The sequence below is a fragment of the Halobacillus ihumii genome, assembly GCF_902726645.1.
In the GTDB taxonomy this organism is placed as follows: Bacteria; Bacillota; Bacilli; order Bacillales; family Halobacillaceae; genus Halobacillus_A; species Halobacillus_A ihumii.
The window spans coordinates 834,713-852,426 of the sequence record NZ_CACVAO010000001.1; the positions used below are offsets into that span (position 1 = coordinate 834,713).

General features: G+C 41.8%; 18 protein-coding genes. 3 read left to right on the forward strand and 15 right to left on the reverse strand.

Features of this window, described 5'->3' with window-relative positions; all coding sequences use genetic code 11:
• Positions 1-29: 29 nt before the first annotated feature.
• The 15 genes from G6R08_RS04400 to flaG form a co-directional block, all read right to left on the reverse strand.
• Positions 30-1,184 carry a D-alanyl-D-alanine carboxypeptidase family protein gene (locus tag G6R08_RS04400; RefSeq protein ID WP_163526859.1) on the reverse strand — a complete coding sequence of 385 codons (1,155 nt, stop codon included), beginning with the start codon at positions 1,182-1,184 and terminating at the stop codon, positions 30-32.
• A gap of 163 nt (positions 1,185-1,347) precedes the next feature.
• Positions 1,348-2,748, reverse strand: a complete 1,401-nt coding sequence (locus G6R08_RS04405; RefSeq protein WP_240339801.1) for a murein hydrolase activator EnvC family protein — start codon at positions 2,746-2,748, stop codon at positions 1,348-1,350.
• A 29-nt stretch (positions 2,749-2,777) separates the two neighbouring features.
• Positions 2,778-3,671 (reverse strand): permease-like cell division protein FtsX, encoded by an 894-nt coding sequence (gene ftsX, locus G6R08_RS04410; RefSeq protein ID WP_163526861.1) that lies wholly within the window; start codon positions 3,669-3,671, stop codon positions 2,778-2,780.
• On the reverse strand, positions 3,661-4,347 hold the full coding sequence (gene ftsE / locus G6R08_RS04415; RefSeq protein ID WP_163526862.1) for a cell division ATP-binding protein FtsE: 687 nt from the start codon (positions 4,345-4,347) through the stop codon (positions 3,661-3,663). The genes ftsX and ftsE overlap by 11 nt, the downstream gene beginning before the upstream one ends.
• 381 nt (positions 4,348-4,728) lie before the next feature.
• On the reverse strand, positions 4,729-5,094 hold the full coding sequence (gene cccB / locus G6R08_RS04420) for a cytochrome c551 (protein ID WP_079527177.1): 366 nt from the start codon (positions 5,092-5,094) through the stop codon (positions 4,729-4,731).
• Between the two features lie 151 nt (positions 5,095-5,245).
• Complete coding sequence (galU, locus tag G6R08_RS04425) at positions 5,246-6,127, reverse strand: UTP--glucose-1-phosphate uridylyltransferase GalU (protein WP_163526863.1); 882 nt, start codon at positions 6,125-6,127, stop codon at positions 5,246-5,248.
• A 458-nt stretch (positions 6,128-6,585) separates the two neighbouring features.
• Positions 6,586-7,687, reverse strand: a protein-coding gene (prfB, locus tag G6R08_RS04430) for a peptide chain release factor 2 (protein WP_163526864.1) whose coding sequence is annotated in 2 segments (ribosomal slippage) — positions 6,586-7,614 and positions 7,616-7,687 — 1,101 coding nt in all. Because the reading frame shifts where the segments join, the coding sequence is not laid out codon by codon here.
• Positions 7,688-7,762: 75 nt separating this feature from the next.
• Positions 7,763-10,279 carry a preprotein translocase subunit SecA gene (gene secA, locus G6R08_RS04435; RefSeq protein ID WP_163526865.1) on the reverse strand — a complete coding sequence of 839 codons (2,517 nt, stop codon included), beginning with the start codon at positions 10,277-10,279 and terminating at the stop codon, positions 7,763-7,765.
• Between the two features lie 189 nt (positions 10,280-10,468).
• Complete coding sequence (locus tag G6R08_RS04440; RefSeq protein ID WP_163526866.1) at positions 10,469-10,669, reverse strand: hypothetical protein; 201 nt, start codon at positions 10,667-10,669, stop codon at positions 10,469-10,471.
• A 260-nt stretch (positions 10,670-10,929) separates the two neighbouring features.
• Complete coding sequence (hpf, locus tag G6R08_RS04445) at positions 10,930-11,484, reverse strand: ribosome hibernation-promoting factor, HPF/YfiA family (protein WP_163526867.1); 555 nt, start codon at positions 11,482-11,484, stop codon at positions 10,930-10,932.
• 275 nt (positions 11,485-11,759) lie between these two features.
• The gene (locus G6R08_RS04450; RefSeq protein WP_163526868.1) at positions 11,760-12,143 is read right to left on the reverse strand and encodes a DUF8042 domain-containing protein; all 384 of its coding nucleotides are present in this window, start codon (positions 12,141-12,143) and stop codon (positions 11,760-11,762) included.
• A 12-nt stretch (positions 12,144-12,155) separates the two neighbouring features.
• The gene (fliT, locus tag G6R08_RS04455; RefSeq protein WP_163526869.1) at positions 12,156-12,509 is read right to left on the reverse strand and encodes a flagellar protein FliT; all 354 of its coding nucleotides are present in this window, start codon (positions 12,507-12,509) and stop codon (positions 12,156-12,158) included.
• Positions 12,509-12,898 (reverse strand): flagellar export chaperone FliS, encoded by a 390-nt coding sequence (fliS, locus tag G6R08_RS04460; protein WP_163526870.1) that lies wholly within the window; start codon positions 12,896-12,898, stop codon positions 12,509-12,511. The genes fliT and fliS overlap by 1 nt, the downstream gene beginning before the upstream one ends.
• A 28-nt stretch (positions 12,899-12,926) precedes the next feature.
• Positions 12,927-14,423, reverse strand: coding sequence for a flagellar hook-associated protein 2 (locus tag G6R08_RS04465; protein ID WP_163526871.1), 1,497 nt, complete (start codon positions 14,421-14,423; stop codon positions 12,927-12,929).
• Positions 14,424-14,435: 12 nt separating this feature from the next.
• The gene (gene flaG, locus G6R08_RS04470) at positions 14,436-14,807 is read right to left on the reverse strand and encodes a flagellar protein FlaG (protein ID WP_240339644.1); all 372 of its coding nucleotides are present in this window, start codon (positions 14,805-14,807) and stop codon (positions 14,436-14,438) included.
• Between the two features lie 215 nt (positions 14,808-15,022).
• On the opposite strand from flaG, the gene G6R08_RS04475 reads away from it, so the two are divergent.
• From G6R08_RS04475 to G6R08_RS04485, 3 genes are all read left to right on the forward strand, one after another.
• A complete protein-coding gene (locus G6R08_RS04475) occupies positions 15,023-15,817 on the forward strand; it encodes an ABC transporter ATP-binding protein (RefSeq protein ID WP_163526873.1) in 795 nt (264 codons plus the stop codon).
• Positions 15,795-16,556, forward strand: a complete 762-nt coding sequence (locus tag G6R08_RS04480) for an ABC transporter permease (protein ID WP_205439392.1) — start codon at positions 15,795-15,797, stop codon at positions 16,554-16,556. Before G6R08_RS04475 ends, G6R08_RS04480 begins: the two co-directional genes overlap by 23 nt.
• A 143-nt stretch (positions 16,557-16,699) precedes the next feature.
• The gene (locus G6R08_RS04485; protein WP_163526874.1) at positions 16,700-17,701 is read left to right on the forward strand and encodes an ABC transporter substrate-binding protein; all 1,002 of its coding nucleotides are present in this window, start codon (positions 16,700-16,702) and stop codon (positions 17,699-17,701) included.
• Positions 17,702-17,714: the final 13 nt, after the last annotated feature.

Here is a 17,714-nt window from a genome sequence, read left to right on the forward strand (position 1 = left end):
CATACGATACTTTCATGGCCCAAACTCTTTTAGATGAACTTATTGAAAAGGTCGACTATGCTTAAACCAATACTAACAAATAAATTTGGCAAATGGCTTTGAATAGGTAATCCCAACGCTGTATGAGGGGCAGATTGGGCCTTGGCATCTTTTTCATTAGATGAAGCAGGGTCTTCTAGCTGAAAGGCAGCTAATACGTCTCCAGAATGATTGGTGATCTCCAATACTCCTCCAGATTTTATCTCTTCAACTGGCTGTTCATCTTTAGAGTGAGTATAGTAAAGGTTTTTCCGGACAATATACTCTTCTCCATCTACTTTATAGGAAGACCCTTTTGGAATACTGGAAGTTTGAAAGTTTTCAAATCCAAAATTCAGCAGTTTGATGGTATCATTATAGGCCCCTCTATGGGCATTGCTGTTTAAGGTAATGATGATTAAGCTAGTATTATCTTTCTTTGCCGTAGTAGCTAACGTAAAGCCGGACTGGTTGACGTACCCTGTTTTTCCACCGGTAATTACCTTATCATAAGGTCTCTGTCTCATTAATTTATGATGAGTATAAAGAGTTGTATCCCATGCGGCACCATCCCATTTCAGCTTTTTGGTGCCAAAAATCTTTTTAAACACCTCATTTTTCATGGCATATTTTGTGATTTTCGCTAAATCCTCAGCTGTGGTGACATGTTCAAGATTAAATAAGCCATGCGGATTTTCAAAATGGGTATTGCTTACGCCGATTTCTGTTCTTAAATAGTTATTTAACTCCTCAGCAAATTTCTCTACACTGCCACTTACATGTTCAGCAATCGCCACACCGGCGTCATTGCCCGAATTAATTAGCAGGCCTTGAAGAAGTTTCTTTATTGTCACTCGTTCCCCTTCTTCTAAATATACCCGTGTGCCTTCGGTATGTCTGGCATTGCTGCTCACTGTTGCAACCTCATCCAAATCTGCGTTTTCAATCGTATAAATCGCTGTGGCAATCTTAGTTAAACTAGCTGGATACATTTCTTTTGCAGCATTCTTTCTATAAAGCACTTCACCTGATTTCGAATCCATTACGATAGCTGCTTCACTTTTTAGTTCAGGGGGAGATGGAGTATCCGTTTCGCCAAAAACGGTTGGGACGATGAACACTTGTAAGATTATAAGGGCGGTCCCAATAGCCACTATTTTCTTCATGTTATTCTCTCCCCTTTCTGTAAAAATAACTTCACTAAACAGGTATCCCCAATATCATATAAAGCTATAATGATCTCACAAATATTGGGATAAACGTGTACTTGCGAAAAATGCACACCATGTCTTTGGAAGACCATGGTGTGCACAAGTTCATTTGTAAAAATTAAAAGTTTACATGGTTTCTTGGATTTACAGCATTACTCTTCGAAGCATTCCAAGGTCCTTCATGGATTTCAAAATGCAAGTGTGGTCCAGTTGAATTACCAGTAGACCCCATTAATCCTAGAGTAGTTCCCTGACTTACAGATTGCCCTGTACTGACATTACGGTTCTGCATATGGGCATAAACCGTTGTGTAAACTTGACCATTAATATAGTGTGTTAGGAAAACAACATTTCCATAACTTGAAGAATAATAGGAACGTAATACTGTTCCTGAAGCTGCTGCTACTACCGGTCTGCCGTTTCCGCCAATGTCAATTCCAGGGTGACTGCCTCCCCAACGGGCTCCAAACTCTGAAGTAACAGATCCACTGGCAGGTCGAATAAACTTACCACTTGCTGACGGAATGGAAACGGGTGCTGGAGCAGATGAACTGCTTACACTGGCACTCGCGCTGGTACTACCGGAACTGTCAGATTCCGACTCAGCTTCCTCTGCTGCAGCCTGGCGCTGTCTTTCCAGCTCTTTCTGTCTTTCAATTTCAGCTTTGATCTGAGCACGATTTTCTTTTGCATTTTGAATCGCTTGTTGGATCGTAGCTTCCTGATTACTCAAAATAGCTTGTTCTTCCTCAAGTTCCATCTTATGTTTGTGAAGCTGTTCATTTTGGATTTCAAGCTCTTCCATAAGCTCTTTCTTTTCTGCTAACTTAGCATCAAGATCTGCTTTAATAGCTTCTAATTCTTGCTTTTGTTCTTCTAGTTTTTGCTTTTGCTGTTCTAATTCTTTCTTTCTTTCTTCTACTTCAATTTTCTTTTCTTCTAAAAGTTTCTTATCTGCCATATGTTTATCAAGAATGTCTTTATCCTGATCCATAATTGTTGTCACTGCAGATGCACGGTCAATCAAATCCCCGAAGTTTTGAGCACCCATTAAAACTTCCAAGTACTTAACATCCCCGCCGCTTTGCTGCATGGCACGTAAGCGTTTAGTTAGAAGCTGTTCTCTTTTTTCAATCCGTTTTTTGAGGACTTTAATTTCCTCTTCCAGCTTTTTAATTTCTGCTTCGTTTTTCTTGATCGCTTCTTCGTTTTCTTTAATTTCTTTTTCTTTCGTACGAAGCTGTTCCTGAATATCTGTTAATTCTTGATCAAGAGAAGCCATTTGTGATTCAGTTTCTGCTTGTTCTTCTTCATTTTCTTCAATCTTTTCTTTTGTTTCATTTGCTTTCTCAGAAATATTTCCCTGTTTTTCATTTACATTTCCTTGTTCTTCTTCAAGGTCACTTAGCTTGTCCTTTACGTTATCGAGTTCTGAATTTGCCTCTACGCTTCCAGTTGAAGTCAGCAGAGAACCTAATACGAATAAAAAGGCAAGTAAGACTATGTTTAGTTTCTTCATCAAAATTCTTTCCCCTCTCCCCAGTGGTCCTAGACTTTTAAGAATTTACGAACACTCATCACGCTTCCCCAAACGCCAATGAAGGCCCCGATTGCCAGTATGATCCCCGAGAGCTGCAAGGCAAATGGGTAGAAAGGCAGCAGTTCAATAAATTCAAATTTAATGTTATCTCGTAAGTTGTAGTAGAGATAATAGTAGCCTGTTACAACCGCAGCAATTGGAATAATCGATCCAAGGACTCCTAGCAGCAGACCTTCTATGAAAAACGGCCAGCGAATAAAGCCATTTGTAGCTCCTACTAGTTTCATAATTCCAATTTCCTTACGGCGAGCAATAATTGTGATTTTAATTGTATTTGAAATGAGGAAAATGGCGGTAAAGACAAGTCCAATAATTAAGGCAAGTCCTATCGTTCTTGCATATTTGTTGAACTGGAAGATTTGCTGAACGACTTCTTCCCCGTAGTCTACCTGGTAGACGTAATCCATTTTCTCAATTTTTTCAGCTATATCAACGGTATCGATTGGATCTTTTGGTTTAATGATAAAGGCATCATTCAAAGGATTGCTTTGTTTAAACAGTTCAAAAGCTTGTCCCTTTTCACCAAGACTATCAATCAATTGGTTTAGTTCTTCCTCTTTTGAGGAAAAATTAATAGAGCCAACCTCAGATATATCTTCAATTTCTTCTCTCAAGTTATTGATTTGTTCTTCTGAGGCCGTCAAGTCAAGCAGTACTTTCACTTCTACATCTTCTTCCACATTCGATGCAATTTCGTTCAAATTGAGCATCAGTGCGAGAAAGACTCCGACGAGCAGTAAAGTTGTCGTCACAGCACCGATGGCTGAAACTGTCATCCATCCGTTACGCCAAACACTTTTACTTCCTTCACGTGTGTGTCTGCCAAGGGTCCTAAATTTCATAACCATATTCCCCCCGTGCTTCATCACGCACAATTTGGCCATCTTCAATAGCAATTACACGCTTACGGATTGTGTTGACGATTTCCTGACTATGTGTAGCCATTAAAACGGTAGTACCTCTGGAATTTATTTCTTCAAGAATATGCATAATTTCCCATGACGTATCAGGATCGAGGTTTCCCGTAGGTTCATCAGCAATCAGCAGCTGAGGATGATTCACAATAGCGCGTGCAATGGAAACTCTCTGTTGTTCCCCGCCTGACAGTTCATCAGGGATAAAGCGTGCTTTATTTTTCAAACGAACTTGATCTAAAACATCCATAACCCGACGTCGAATTTGGTTTGGAGATTCTTCGATAACCTCTAAAGCAAATGCGACGTTTTCATAGACTGTTAATCTAGGAAGCAGGCGGAAATCCTGATATACAACCCCGATATTACGTCGTAAGTGTGGTACTCTCCGCTCTTTAATAGTTGCTAAATTATAATCATTAATAACAATTGATCCCTTGCTAGGTTTTTCTTCACGGAACATTAACTTTATAAAAGTTGACTTCCCTGCACCACTTGGACCAACAATATAAACAAATTCTCCTTGAGCAATATGTACATCGACGCCGTTTAGGGCCGTAACACCATTAGGATAAGTCTTGTAGACTCCCTTCATATCTATCATATTTCTATCACCTTAACTCCTTAATTGATGTAAATCTAGGATGCGTTCCCTTCAGCTTTTAAACGAAAAGTCACAAGTCCTCATTCATTATAACATCTTAATTCGATTTTTTTAGACATAAAATTATTACATTTATATTTCAAGAATGTAATCATATTGCTAATATTCGTCATAACTTTTAAAAACCCTGCCGACTTTTGTAGAAACCAATTCTTATAAGATAGCTATAATCAAAGATAGAAAAAATCATTTTTCTTAATAGGGAATTCTTTCAATCACCTATTAGAGAAACGATAAAATTAAAAAAAACGCCTGTCGATACTTCCTTTCTCACACAAAAAAACCCGGCTGATCAATCAGCCGGGTTGGTGGTAAGTATCACTATTTTTTGTTAGCTAACCATTTAGCTAAGTTTTGTACGTTTTCTACATTACCGCCTTGTGGTGGCATTTGCCCTTTACCATTCTTAATGATGTCAGCAATTTCATCTGCGGAATACTTTGAACCAATTTCCTGTAAATTTGGTCCTACAGCACCAGAAAGATCTCCGCCATGGCAGCTTGCACAGGTTTGCTCGTAAGCTTGTTCTGCTGCTTGTACATTTACTTCTGAGTTAGCTTTTTCTTCAGTTGATGAACCGCCATTGTTTCCTTCACCGGAGTCGGCTCCTTCCTCACCGCCGCCTCCGCCGCAAGCGGCTAACACTAAAGCTGTTCCAAATAATACAGTTAGTAATTTCTTTTTCAATGTTGTACCTCCTCATAGACAAAATTAGTCATGATAGTATGTAGTATTACCCAATGTTTGTTATTTAAAACCCAAAACCTGTTCCAATATCATGATGGTCTTATCAAACCAAGCTTGGGTAATACCTCTTCTTGATTTAGCATGCCCCTGCTTAATGTTTTGATGCTTCTGCGTTCTCAACAATTTCATAAATAGCTGACAGCACATCATCATGCATATCTGAGCGCTCAAGCGCCATGGCAATTGTAGTTTTAATAAACCCTAACTGGTCACCTACATCATAGCGGTCTCCTTCAAACTCATACCCATACACTGGCTTTGTGGCATTCAGCCTTTCAATCGCGTCTGTCAGTTGGATTTCGCCACCTGCTCCTTCTCCTTGATTATCAAGAAGTTCCATAATCTCTGGCGTTAAAATATATCGGCCCATGATGGCTAAACGTGAAGGTGCTTCTCCTGGAGCCGGTTTCTCAACAAAGTGTTCTACTTGATAGCGGCGTCCATTTTGATCTTTAGGGGAAATGATACCATACCTTGAGGTTTCCTCTTCTGGTACTTGTTTTACACCGATAATGGAAGCGTCCGTTTCTTCGTATTGATTGATCAGCTGCTTCAGGCAAGGCTCGTCTGAACGAACAATATCATCTCCTAGCAAAACAGCAAAAGGCTCATTGCCAATAAATTTCCTGGCACACCAGACAGCATGTCCAAGACCTTTTGGTTCTTTTTGCCGAATGTAATGGATATCAACCGAACCAGGTCGTTTCACTCTTTCCAGTAAGTCTAACTTTCCCTTTTTATACAAGTTATCTTCAAGCTCAAACGCATGGTCAAAATGGTCTTCAATCGCACGCTTTCCTTTTCCTGTCACAATAATAATATCCTCAATACCCGAGGCAATAGCTTCTTCAACGATGTATTGAATTGTCGGTTTATCCACGATCGGGAGCATTTCTTTCGGCATAGCTTTAGTAGCTGGAAGGAATCGTGTTCCAAGACCAGCAGCCGGAATAATCGCCTTTTTCACATTCATGGTGAATACCGCCCTTCATATAGATAGCTGTTCATGATTAGAATAGCAAATTTCTCCAAAAAAACACAGTACACCATCTGTGCCGTCTTCAATATATAAGAGGATGGGACGAAACTGTGTTAAGCATAAAATAATCCGAACGATTTTAATGGAAATCAACTCGGATTATTTAGGTATCTAGAAAAGGATCTCAACCATCGCTCCGTCAAAATACTCCGCTTTCCGCGGCCCTCGCGAGTAGTGGGGTCGTTCGATGTTGGCAAAGGACGTGCCGAACTTAATCGAACTTCCTTTTTACTGCCTCCTTGTGCAGGCACACTTCGGGACCACACCTAGGCCTTTCCTCCCGCAGGAGTCTACGTATTTTGACTACGCTAATGATCTGCGTTTATACTATTCAAATTTTTACCGTTCGCTATTTGACATCACTGCTTTACATATTCTCAGCTTCTATGTGGTTAATCCATTTGAGAACGTAAATAAGCATTGATGAATTTATCGAGTTCTCCATCCATGACACCTTGGGTATTGCCCACATCCAAATTGGTTCGATGATCTTTTACCATCGAGTACGGATGGAACACATAGGAACGGATCTGACTGCCCCAACCAATTTCTTTCTGTTCGCCACGGATATCATCAATCTCAGCCTGCTGACGTTCAATCTCAAGTTGGTAAAGCTTCGACTTGAGCATTTTCATAGCCTGTTCCCGGTTTTTAATTTGGGAACGTTCAGACTGACATGTGACCACAGTATTAGTAGGCGTATGGGTGATTCTCACAGCGGAATCAGTTGTATTAACGTGCTGTCCGCCAGCCCCGCTTGAGCGGTAAGTATCAATTTTCAGATCTTCAGTGCGTACGTCAATTTCAACTTCATCATTAAATTCAGGCATAACTTCACACGAAACAAACGATGTATGTCGACGCCCGGATGAGTCAAAGGGGGAAATCCGTACAAGTCGATGAACCCCTTTTTCTGCTTTTAAATAACCGTAGGCGTTATGACCTTTAATGAGCAGCGTAACACTTTTCACGCCTGCTTCATCCCCCGCAAGATAGTCCATAGTTTGGACGGAAAAACCTTTCTTTTCTGCCCATCTCGTGTACATACGCAGCAACATGCTTGCCCAGTCCTGTGATTCGGTACCCCCGGCGCCCGGATGTAATTCAAGGATGGCATTATTCTTATCATAAGGCTCACTTAACAAAATATTAAGCTCGAACTGGTCCAGATCGCTGACGAGTTTCTCAACTTGCTCCTCAAGTTCTGACCGAAGATCTTCATCCTCTTCTTCCTTCACGAGCTCGTAGGATACTTCCAGGTTTTCGTGTGTTTCTTCATGATCTTCCAAGGTGTGAACTAACCCCTTCAGACCATTTACTTCATTAATTACTTGTTGAGCTGTATCCTGATCATCCCAAAAGCCAGGCTCAGTCATTTGCTCTTCAAGTTCAGCGATGCGAGTCTTTTTTTGGTCGGCGTCAAAGAGACCCCCTAAAGTCCGCTAGCTGTTTAGCTGTATTGTCTAATTCATGGCGAATTTCTGCCATATCCATCACAATCACTCCTCTTACTGTTCGTTTTACACAAGGCAAGACACCCTCACTTGAAGAGAGTGCCTCAGCTCTTTATTACTTGCCATGACAGTTTTTATACTTCTTGCCGCTTCCACATGGACAAGGATCATTTCGACCCACGGTATCCTTCTTCACGAAGGGCTTTTTCTTCTTACTTTCCTTATCCTCACCACTTGAGCCGGAAACGGCTTTCGCTCCTTCTGCCACTTCCTGGCGCTGCAAGTTATTTCTGATTTGAGCTTTCATAACATAACGGGCGACTTCTTCATCAATGGATTTGACCATTTTCTCGAACATGCTATAGCCTTCAAATTGATATTCACGCAATGGGTCGTTCTGACCGTAGGCTCGCAAGTGAATTCCTTGACGAAGTTGATCCATTTGGTCTATATGGTCCATCCATTTCTGGTCAACAGTACGAAGCAAGATTACTTTTTCAAATTCACGCATTTGTTCTGCTGAGAGTTCTTCTTCCTTCTCATTGTAGCGCATCTTCACTTTATCGAGGATCAGTTCCTGCATTTCTTCAGGTTCTTTACCTTTCAAGTCTCCTGCTGTGATGTCCCCTTCTTCCAATAAGTTAGCTCGTACATATTCAACGATTGAATCAAGCTCCCAATTCTCGTCTTCATCATCTGCCGTATGAACTTGAACAGTTTCGGCTACTGTACGTTCTATCATTTGTTCAATGATCTCACGCAAGCCTTCTGAATTCAGTACATCAAAGCGCTGTTTATAGATAACTTCACGCTGCTGACGCAGGACGTCATCATAAGAAAGGACCGTTTTACGAGCGTCAAAGTTGTTACCTTCCACACGTTTTTGAGCGGACTCAACAGCACGAGAAATCATTTTACTCTCAATCGGCTGTGAATCATCCATCCCCAGTCGTTCCATCATGCTGCGCATATTGTCAGAAGCGAAACGACGCATTAATTCATCGTCTGTAGCCAGGTAGAATTGGGACATTCCAGGGTCTCCCTGACGACCGGAACGACCACGCAGCTGGTTATCAATCCGTCGTGATTCATGACGCTCTGTCCCAATAACCGCTAGACCGCCGGCTTCAACAACGCCTTCTCCCAGTTTAATATCCGTACCACGTCCCGCCATGTTGGTGGCAATGGTTACCGCACTCTTCTGACCGGCATTCTCAATGATCTCAGCTTCACGGAAGTGGTTCTTCGCGTTTAACACATTGTGAGGCACCTTAGCTTTTGTTAAATAGCGGGAAATAATTTCAGACGTCTCAACAGCTACTGTACCTACAAGCACAGGCTGGCCATTCTGATAACGTTCTTTAATATCTTCTACAACAGCACGGAACTTACCATCCATTGTTTTATAAACAAGGTCAGCTTTATCATCACGGACAATCGGTTTGTTCGTTGGAATGACCACAACCCGCATGTTATAAATGTTCAGGAATTCCTCTTCTTCCGTTTTCGCCGTACCCGTCATACCGGACAGCTTTTCATACATTCGGAAGAGGTTCTGGAAGGTAATGGATGCCAGTGTCATACTCTCGTTTTGAATTTGCAAGCCTTCTTTAGCCTCAATGGACTGATGCAAGCCATCACTATAACGACGGCCTTTCATCAGACGGCCGGTAAATTGGTCAACTATGACAACTTCACCTTCATCCACGACATAATCCGTGTCGCGGTGCATCGTTACATGGGCTTTCAAAGCCTGGTTGATATGATGAATCAACGACACATTTGATAAATCGAACAGGTTCTCAATCTTGAAAAAGCCTTCTGCTTTATTGATCCCCTCTTCCGTCAATTGAACATTTTTTGTTTTTTCATCATATGTGAAGTCTTCTTCCTTGCTAAGCAGACGCACGAAAGCATTTGCCGACTGATAAAGATCAGCTGATTTAGATGCTGTCCCGGAAATAATCAATGGCGTTCTCGCCTCATCGATTAAAATTGAGTCTACTTCATCAATAATGGCAAAATGGAGCGGACGCTGAACCATCTGCTCTTTATAAAGCACCATGTTATCGCGTAAATAATCAAAGCCGAATTCATTGTTTGTTCCATACGTAATGTCGGCAGCATACGCTTCACGTTTCTCGTCCTTAGACAAATCGTTGGTGTTTAAACCGACAGTCAGACCAAGGAATTTATACAGCTCGCCCATCTCTGTTGCGTCACGACTCGCTAAGTAATCGTTGACCGTAATAATATGGACACCTTTACCTGTAATCGCATTAAGATAAGCCGGCATCGTGGAAGCAAGGGTTTTACCTTCCCCTGTCTTCATCTCGGAAATATTCCCTTCGTGTAAAGCAACCCCGCCTATAAGCTGAACTGTAAACGGGCGCATATTAAGCACACGTTTTGAAGCTTCACGGACGACCGCAAAGGCTTCAACTAACATAGCATCCAATTTTTCGCCTTTTTCATAACGTTGTTTGAATTCATTTGTTTTTTCTTTTAACCCATCGTCTGATAGTTTCTCCATATCAGATTCTAGGGCATCAATTTGCTCAGCGATCTTACCCAGTCGCTTGAGCTGACGTGTATTATCATCACCAAAAATTTTCTTTAAAGTTCCAAGCATTGCAACCGCTCCTCTATTGATTTCCAATCTTCGGTTGAGTAGTATAATCCATTCTTTATCATAACACTAAGAGGAGCATAGTGACAACAAATCAGTCAGGCTATATCCGCTCATTTCACCGGTTTAGTTCATTGTGCCATACAGATGAATAGACAACCCGGGGATGGATTGTCTATGGAGAGGAGGCGATTATGAGGAGGCAGGGGTGACCAAGCGGGGCTGACGCTCACGAATCATTTCATGCTCGATGCCTAACTGTCGCTGATCAAGGTCATACACACGGCGATTCGTGGCGCCAATAATTTCTACGAGTTGTGCGATAGCTTCTTCTTGCTGCTGCATCCTTTGATAAAGATGAGAACAATTAGAACAAATATAAGTATGTTTCATTCATTCGCCTCCCTGGCAGGTATGTTACAACTTAGTTATATCATCCTTTGTCCGAGAAGATAAGTGTGTAAAATTCCCCTTCCACGGCGCTGAATTGTTACAAAAAACGAATTATTCAGACAAAAAATGACGTTTCTAAGGAAGCTTGGTAAGGACAAATATAAAGTCTGTTGTTTTTTTAAATGATTGCTCCACGTGAGGGTTTCCATGAAAAAAGCAGCCCTGGTTGTCCAGGACTGCTTGAACTTGATAAAGGTTTATCAAGTTTCGATCAAGCCATAACGGCCATCTCGTCGTTTATATACGATGTTCGTTTCGTCTGTTAATGCGTTGGTGAAAACATAGAATGCATGCCCAAGCATATCCATTTGTAGTGCAGCTTCCTCACTATCCATCGGTTTAAGATCAAAACGCTTTGTTCTTACAATTTCAATATCGGATTCATCTTCCTTTTCAAGCACTTGTTGTTGTGCTTCTCTTTCCAGTTCAGCAAAGACGTACTTAGGAGCACCCTCCTGGCGAGACCTTCGATTGACTTTCGTTTTATGCTTTCGGATTTGTCTTTCGAGTTTATCTACCACAAGGTCGATGGCAGCGTATAAGTCAGTATTGTGTTCCTCTGCACGAAGAAGCAAGTTCTTCATCGGGATCGTTACCTCAATGGTCTGCTCATCATTATAGACACTTAAATTTACGTGAACCTCCGAAGTTAGTGGAGTATCAAAATAGCGTTTTAATTTGCCCACCTTTTTCTCCACATATTCCTTTATGGAATCAGTCACCTCTAGATTTTCACCACGAATATTGTAATTCATTACAAGTGTCCTCCTTTCATCCTTATGTAGTTTATATTCTACCATACCCTGGGTCATTCCTGCATAAACTTTCGGAATTTTTTGACGGAAGCTTGTCAGTAAATGCTGGAAACTGCCAGACCATAAGGGAATCAAAGGTGGAAAATGCGATAGAAAAGCTTTTTTTGATAGATCGTGCCGATAAATCTGGTGAATTTGGCAAAAAATCACACGCATAATATAGGATAAACTTATTTAAAAAAGCATCTGGTTAGTCCACCAGACTCTTCAGAACTTTAATGAGCTATATAAGAATCTAAAAAGGATTGCATTTGCGAGCGCCAGCTTTCATAAACAGGAATCACTTCTTTAACCAGCAGATCGCGCTTTTCTTGATTCGTCCCGAATGTCGACCATTTCTCAAGCAATTTAACAATATCATGAAAGTCATCTAATAATAGTTTTGAAGGCGCATCATCTTTAAACCATTCCACCAATCGATCATTGGAGTCGCAAAGTTGCTGGAAAGCAAGTAACACATCCTCAAAAACTTGCTGCGCCTGAGGAGGCGCTTCGATACTCAGGTTATTCTCTAAGTATTCAAATCCTTCACTTATACCGGATAACAATTGTTTATATTCTTGCAGCATACTGTGCTGTGCATCTGTTAGTTGTGACATAGCCATCTCCTATTATTTTTTATGATCCATAAACATCCCGTCATAACCGGAAACACTCTTATAAGGATTCGTATAACGCTGTTTGCTGGACCTCTGCTTTTTCATATTCCGCATATCAACTTTTAATTCATTTAACATGAGTTCGAGTTTTTGATTAATACTTGGTTCCTTTTGCAGAACTTGATCTACGATAGCTTGATCGCTAGACGTTTGCGGCTTCGTCAGCTCAGGTAAAAGCTGTTCACGTCCATCAAGAAGCTCGTCAATTTTTGCAATTATGTTTTCCCTGTTTTGATCCGTAACTTTTTGCTTTACCGTTTCATCAAGCTGTTCTGTTATCGAAGCAAACTGTGCCCATACTGTCACTACGCATTCCCGCCTGTACCATGCTGAGCTCTTCGGGTTTGTAAAATAACTTCTTTCCATGTATCCCGAAACTCCGTGACCATCACTTCCACTTCATCCAGAATTGTACTATCGTTCTGACTATTCGCTTCCATCAGCCGATGATTCATATACTCATACAGCGGAAGCACCTCTTGTGAAACGGCATATTCCGGATTCATCGTGATCATTAATTCTCTTATAATGGCTTGCGCTTTCTGAATGGACGTATTTTTCTGCTCAATAGCGTCTTCGTTTATGGCCTTTTTAGCAGAACGAATAAACTTGATGCATCCATTGTAGAGCATAAGCGTAAGCTCTCCTGGAGAAGCTGTTTCTACTGAATTATTCTGGTAGGCTTGAATAGACATCTGCCTGACACTCCTTTATCAAAATAACTTACCCAAAGTTGGACATCAAAAAGGCGGACTGAGAATTCATTCGCTGAATTGCCTGTTCCATTCGCCCAAACTGTGCCCAGTAACGGTCTTCAACTTGTGTGAGACGATTCTCAAAGGCCTCCATCCGGTCCTCCATATCCTCAAGCTTGCGTCCCATCATATATGATTCTTCGGTACTGGATGGCTTCCCGGCTTTCCTCTCAATCGTGTCTCGTGTCTCAGCGATCGTAGCTTCCAGCTTATCGACAATGCCCTTACTTCCTGTTGCTGCATTTCCAGAAAATAATTCCTGCACAGCTGCCGGATCTTCTCTCAACGCTTCCCGAAGTTTATCTTCATCAATGAGTAATTTACCACGCTCTAAATAATCGGGGCTTGTCGTAATCCCGATTTGAGAGATTTGCGTGAAAACCCCTCCTGTATCGACACTGCTATACCAGTCTGAACGCATGCCGAACAAAGCGCCTTGAATCGTTGAGTCACTGCGAAGCATCCCGCTTTTCGCTTTCTCTTCCCATAACTCAATTTCGCTCTCTTCCAAATCTTCCTTTTGCTTTTCCGTTAAAGGCGGGAAATCACGGTACCGCTTCTCGGTTACCTGTTCATTTAATTTTTCAATAACGTCATTATATTTATCAACGAATTTCGTAATGTTTTCTAGAGCGTTATCAATGTTATTGGAGACATTCACGTTCACAGCCGTATCCATCGCCGCGTGGAACTTGAAGGTCACTCCGTTTAACGTATAGTTATTCTCATGTGTCGTAATCTGTAAGGAACCATTATAAGTAAACTTAGCATCCACCCCATCGGTCTCGTTCGTGAGGGCAAGCGTATCACTTAGAAAACTAGCGCCTGGACCGCTGAACTCAATTTCCGCTCCAGCACTGTTAAAATTTCCTGTCTCCGTTCTTTCCAACATTACCTTATCTGCACTGCTATCGTAAAAAGCACGCACACCTAAATTAGAACTGCTGATCTCATCAAGCAGATCATTCAGGGACTGAGATTCATCAATTGTAAACGTCTTTGATTCTGTTCCCTTATCATTGTGTGTGGTGATCGTAAATGTACCTTCATTGAGCCAATTTGCAAATTTGTCCTTTTGTGAGGCAAGCGACTGATCTGGATCAATCTTCCCTGCCCCGCCTGAAATCTCACTGGCACTCAGGTTATAAGCAGCTGAAGCAAGACGATTAACTTGAACATTGTAATTGCCTGTCCCTGCTGATGAGGTGGCCTCGGCACTAATTGCTGATGAAGGAGAGGAAACTTCCTTAGATTGATAGGTTTTTGATAGATTCATATCAAGCATCATACTATCAAGCTCAAATAGTTGTTTATTGACATCTCGGTAGGCATCACGCTTCCAGGTTAACCACGTTTTCTCCTGTTCCATTTTATTTAAGGGCTGGCGCTCGGCCTTCATCAAGTCATTGACAAGCTTGTCAATGTCCATTCCAGAGGCCAGGCCCCCGATCCTCATATCACTCATATTCTCACCCTCTTATATTTTATCATCAACGATCAGTCCGATTGACTCAATCATCGCCGCATAGAAATCCAGCATATTTTTTGGTGGAATTTCCTTTACAACTTCTTTTGTTGTGCTGTTTATTATTGTAACGTAATACTCCTCTAATTTTTCATGAAATTGAAACTGTAAATTCGTATGTGCAGGTTTCAATATGTCATTTAAGCCCTCGATGACCCGCCTTATTTTTTCCTTATTAAGATCTTCTTGTATTTGAAATGGTTTGGTTAATCCTTCTTCTAAATTCTTTGTACTGCTCAGCTTCTGAACAGATGTACGGTGGCTAAGATGCGATGAATGACTCTGCAGAAGTTGTGAGCGGCCCTTGCCTTTCGTTACGTCCACGTTCAACAACTCCCCTATTTTCTTTTTATATCGGCAGTAGATGAAAAGAGTTGAATACATAATCGGGAAAAAATCGTGCCAAGCATGAATCCTCTCCAAACAGTTATAAAAGCCGGTAAAACAATTGACACTACAGTCAACAAATCGGTATAATTTAATACAATGTTTAAAACCGACTTTGTTTATAGGAATTATTATAATAAGGAGGTAGTTTATTGTTTCTAGAGATGCAGCATGTAGGAAAAACCTTCACAGATCAAGAACAGCAAGACTTTGAAGTTTTTTCCGATATCGACCTCAGCATAGCCGAAAACCAATTCGTTTCAATCTTGGGACCTTCAGGCTGTGGAAAATCAACGCTGCTTTCCATGGTCGCTGGACTTGAACTTACCACGGAAGGTTCCATTACCCTTGAAGACAAGGAAATTAAGCAAGCCGGCCCCGATCGCGGCATGGTCTTTCAACAGCCTTCCTTGTTTCCATGGCTCAACGTTCGTGACAATGTAACCTTTCCCCTTAAAGGAACAATGAGTAAAAAAGAAGCTATCACACTTGCTGACCACTTTTTGAAAATGGTTCACTTAAGCCGCTTCAAAGAAAACTTCACCTATGAATTATCAGGCGGAATGCAACAGCGTGTGGCAATCGCAAGAGCCTTAGCCATGGATCCTAAAGTACTGTTAATGGATGAACCCTTTGGCGCTCTCGACGAACAAACTCGCCACATACTACATGATGAACTCATTAAAATTTGGCAAGAAACACAAAAAACAATCCTGTTCGTTACCCACAGCATTCAAGAAGCTATTAAACTATCAGACCGCGTGGTCGTGATGGGCACACGTCCAGGCCGAATCATCGCTGACTTTACCATCGATATTCCAAGACCAAGAAAACGTGATGATGAGCGAGTCATTGAACTTGAGAAAAAAGTGATGGATTTGCTTGAAGGAGAAATCAACAAAGTCTTAAAGGAAGAGCTCTCAAATGAAATTGAATATAGTCGTTAAACGCATACTGTTTTTAGTTGTCGTCATTGGATTATGGCAGTTGGTATTCTCAGCCGGCGTGTTTCCAGATATCATCTTACCTTCTCCCGGAAAAGTCTGGAACGCATTATACGAAGGTTTCGCAAGCGGAGATTTTGTCGAAGCATTAGGAGCAAGCTTTAAGCATTTACTGCTCGGCATGTCGATGGCTATCGCGCTCGGAACCATCGTCGGTGTTATTTTTGGAAAATCAAAACAAGCCGACGAAACAGCCGGTATGTACTTAATTGCCCTGCAAAGTATTCCAAGTATCGTCTGGGTCCCATTAGCCATCATGTTATTCGGCTTCACTGAATTTGCCGTTGTTTTCGTCGTTGTGCTAGGCGGAACCTTCGTCATGGCCTTAAACGTGCGGTCCGCGATTCACAACGTCCCTCCCCATCTCGTGCGAGCAGCCAGGACGATGGGAACAAAAGGATTCGGACTATTCTATCGCGTTGAAGTACCAGCAAGCATTCCTTATTTTATGTCAGGTGTCCGACTTGCCTGGGCCTTCAGTTGGCGCGCCTTAATGGCCGGTGAATTATTAAGTAACGGACCAGGGCTTGGCTACTCATTGCGATACGCTCAGGATTACGCCCGCATGGACCAAGTGATCGGTATTATTATCATAATCGGAGTCATCGGCGCGATCGTCGACCAGCTCGTTTTTTCCAAGTTAGAGAAAAATGTGATGAAACGCTGGGGATTAGTTAAATAAAAGAAAAGCGAAAGCGCACTGGTAGACACGACCAGCATAATAGAAGCGACTCAATGGGAGGATCTATCCCCATAGTAGCGATTCGATTATGTCTCGAGTGTCTGTGCGCGCTACAGCTATTCAAAAGAAAGGATGAAGAACACATGAAGAAATTATTATCTCTTATCTCTCTCGTTACACTTAGCTTGTTGTTAGCTGCCTGTGGAAGCAGTGAAGAAGAAGCAAGCGGTGACGGATCAAAAGAAATTACAATCGGGTACTTCCCGAACATTAACCACGTAGCCGGAATGGTTGCAGAAGAAAAAGAACTTTACTCTGAAACCTTGCCAGATGGAACTACCGTAAACTATAAATATTTCCCTGATGGATCAGCCTTTATGACTGCGGTTGAAACAGGTGAAGTACAAGGCGGCCTCGTCGGACCTGGTCCAGCGATGAACCACTTCACAAGCGGCGCGAAAATTAACGTCGTAGCAGCCGGATCCACCGGCGGAACCGTAATTATGGCTAGAAAAGGCGCCAACATAGAAACACCCGAAGACTTAAAAGGCAAAACATTCATCTCTCCGCGCGTTGGCTGTACACACGACGTACAGTTCGAAACGATGATGAAAGAAGAATACGGCATCACATCCAGCAGAATTGGCGGAACGATGAAACACGTAACTGGTAAACCAGCTACTTATAACGCCATGTTCAAAGCAGGCAAAGTAGACGCTGCAACCGTCCCTGAACCATGGGCTTCTGTTATTGAAGCACAAGGAAACGGCAAAGTGCTCGTGGACACACCAGATGTAGCTTACGGTAAAACATTGCCAGCAGCCGTTTTCGTAACCTCTCAAGAACTAGTCAAGAATAACCCAGAGATGGTTCAAAGCATCGTAGACGCACACAAACAAGCAACGAAGTTTATCCAGGAAAACCCTGAAGAAGCGAAAACGATCGCTATCGATAAAATTAAAGAAATCACTGACCAGGAACTTTCTAAATCAGTAATTGATAATGCATGGGAACGTATTAATTTCACGTATGAGGTTGATGGAGAGGTCTTACAGGACTTCGCGAATTCTTCTTATGAGCTGGAGTTTTTGAAGGAGAAGCCTGATTTAGAGGGATTGGTTGATACGAGTTTTATTGAGAAGTAATGAGGAAAGCCAG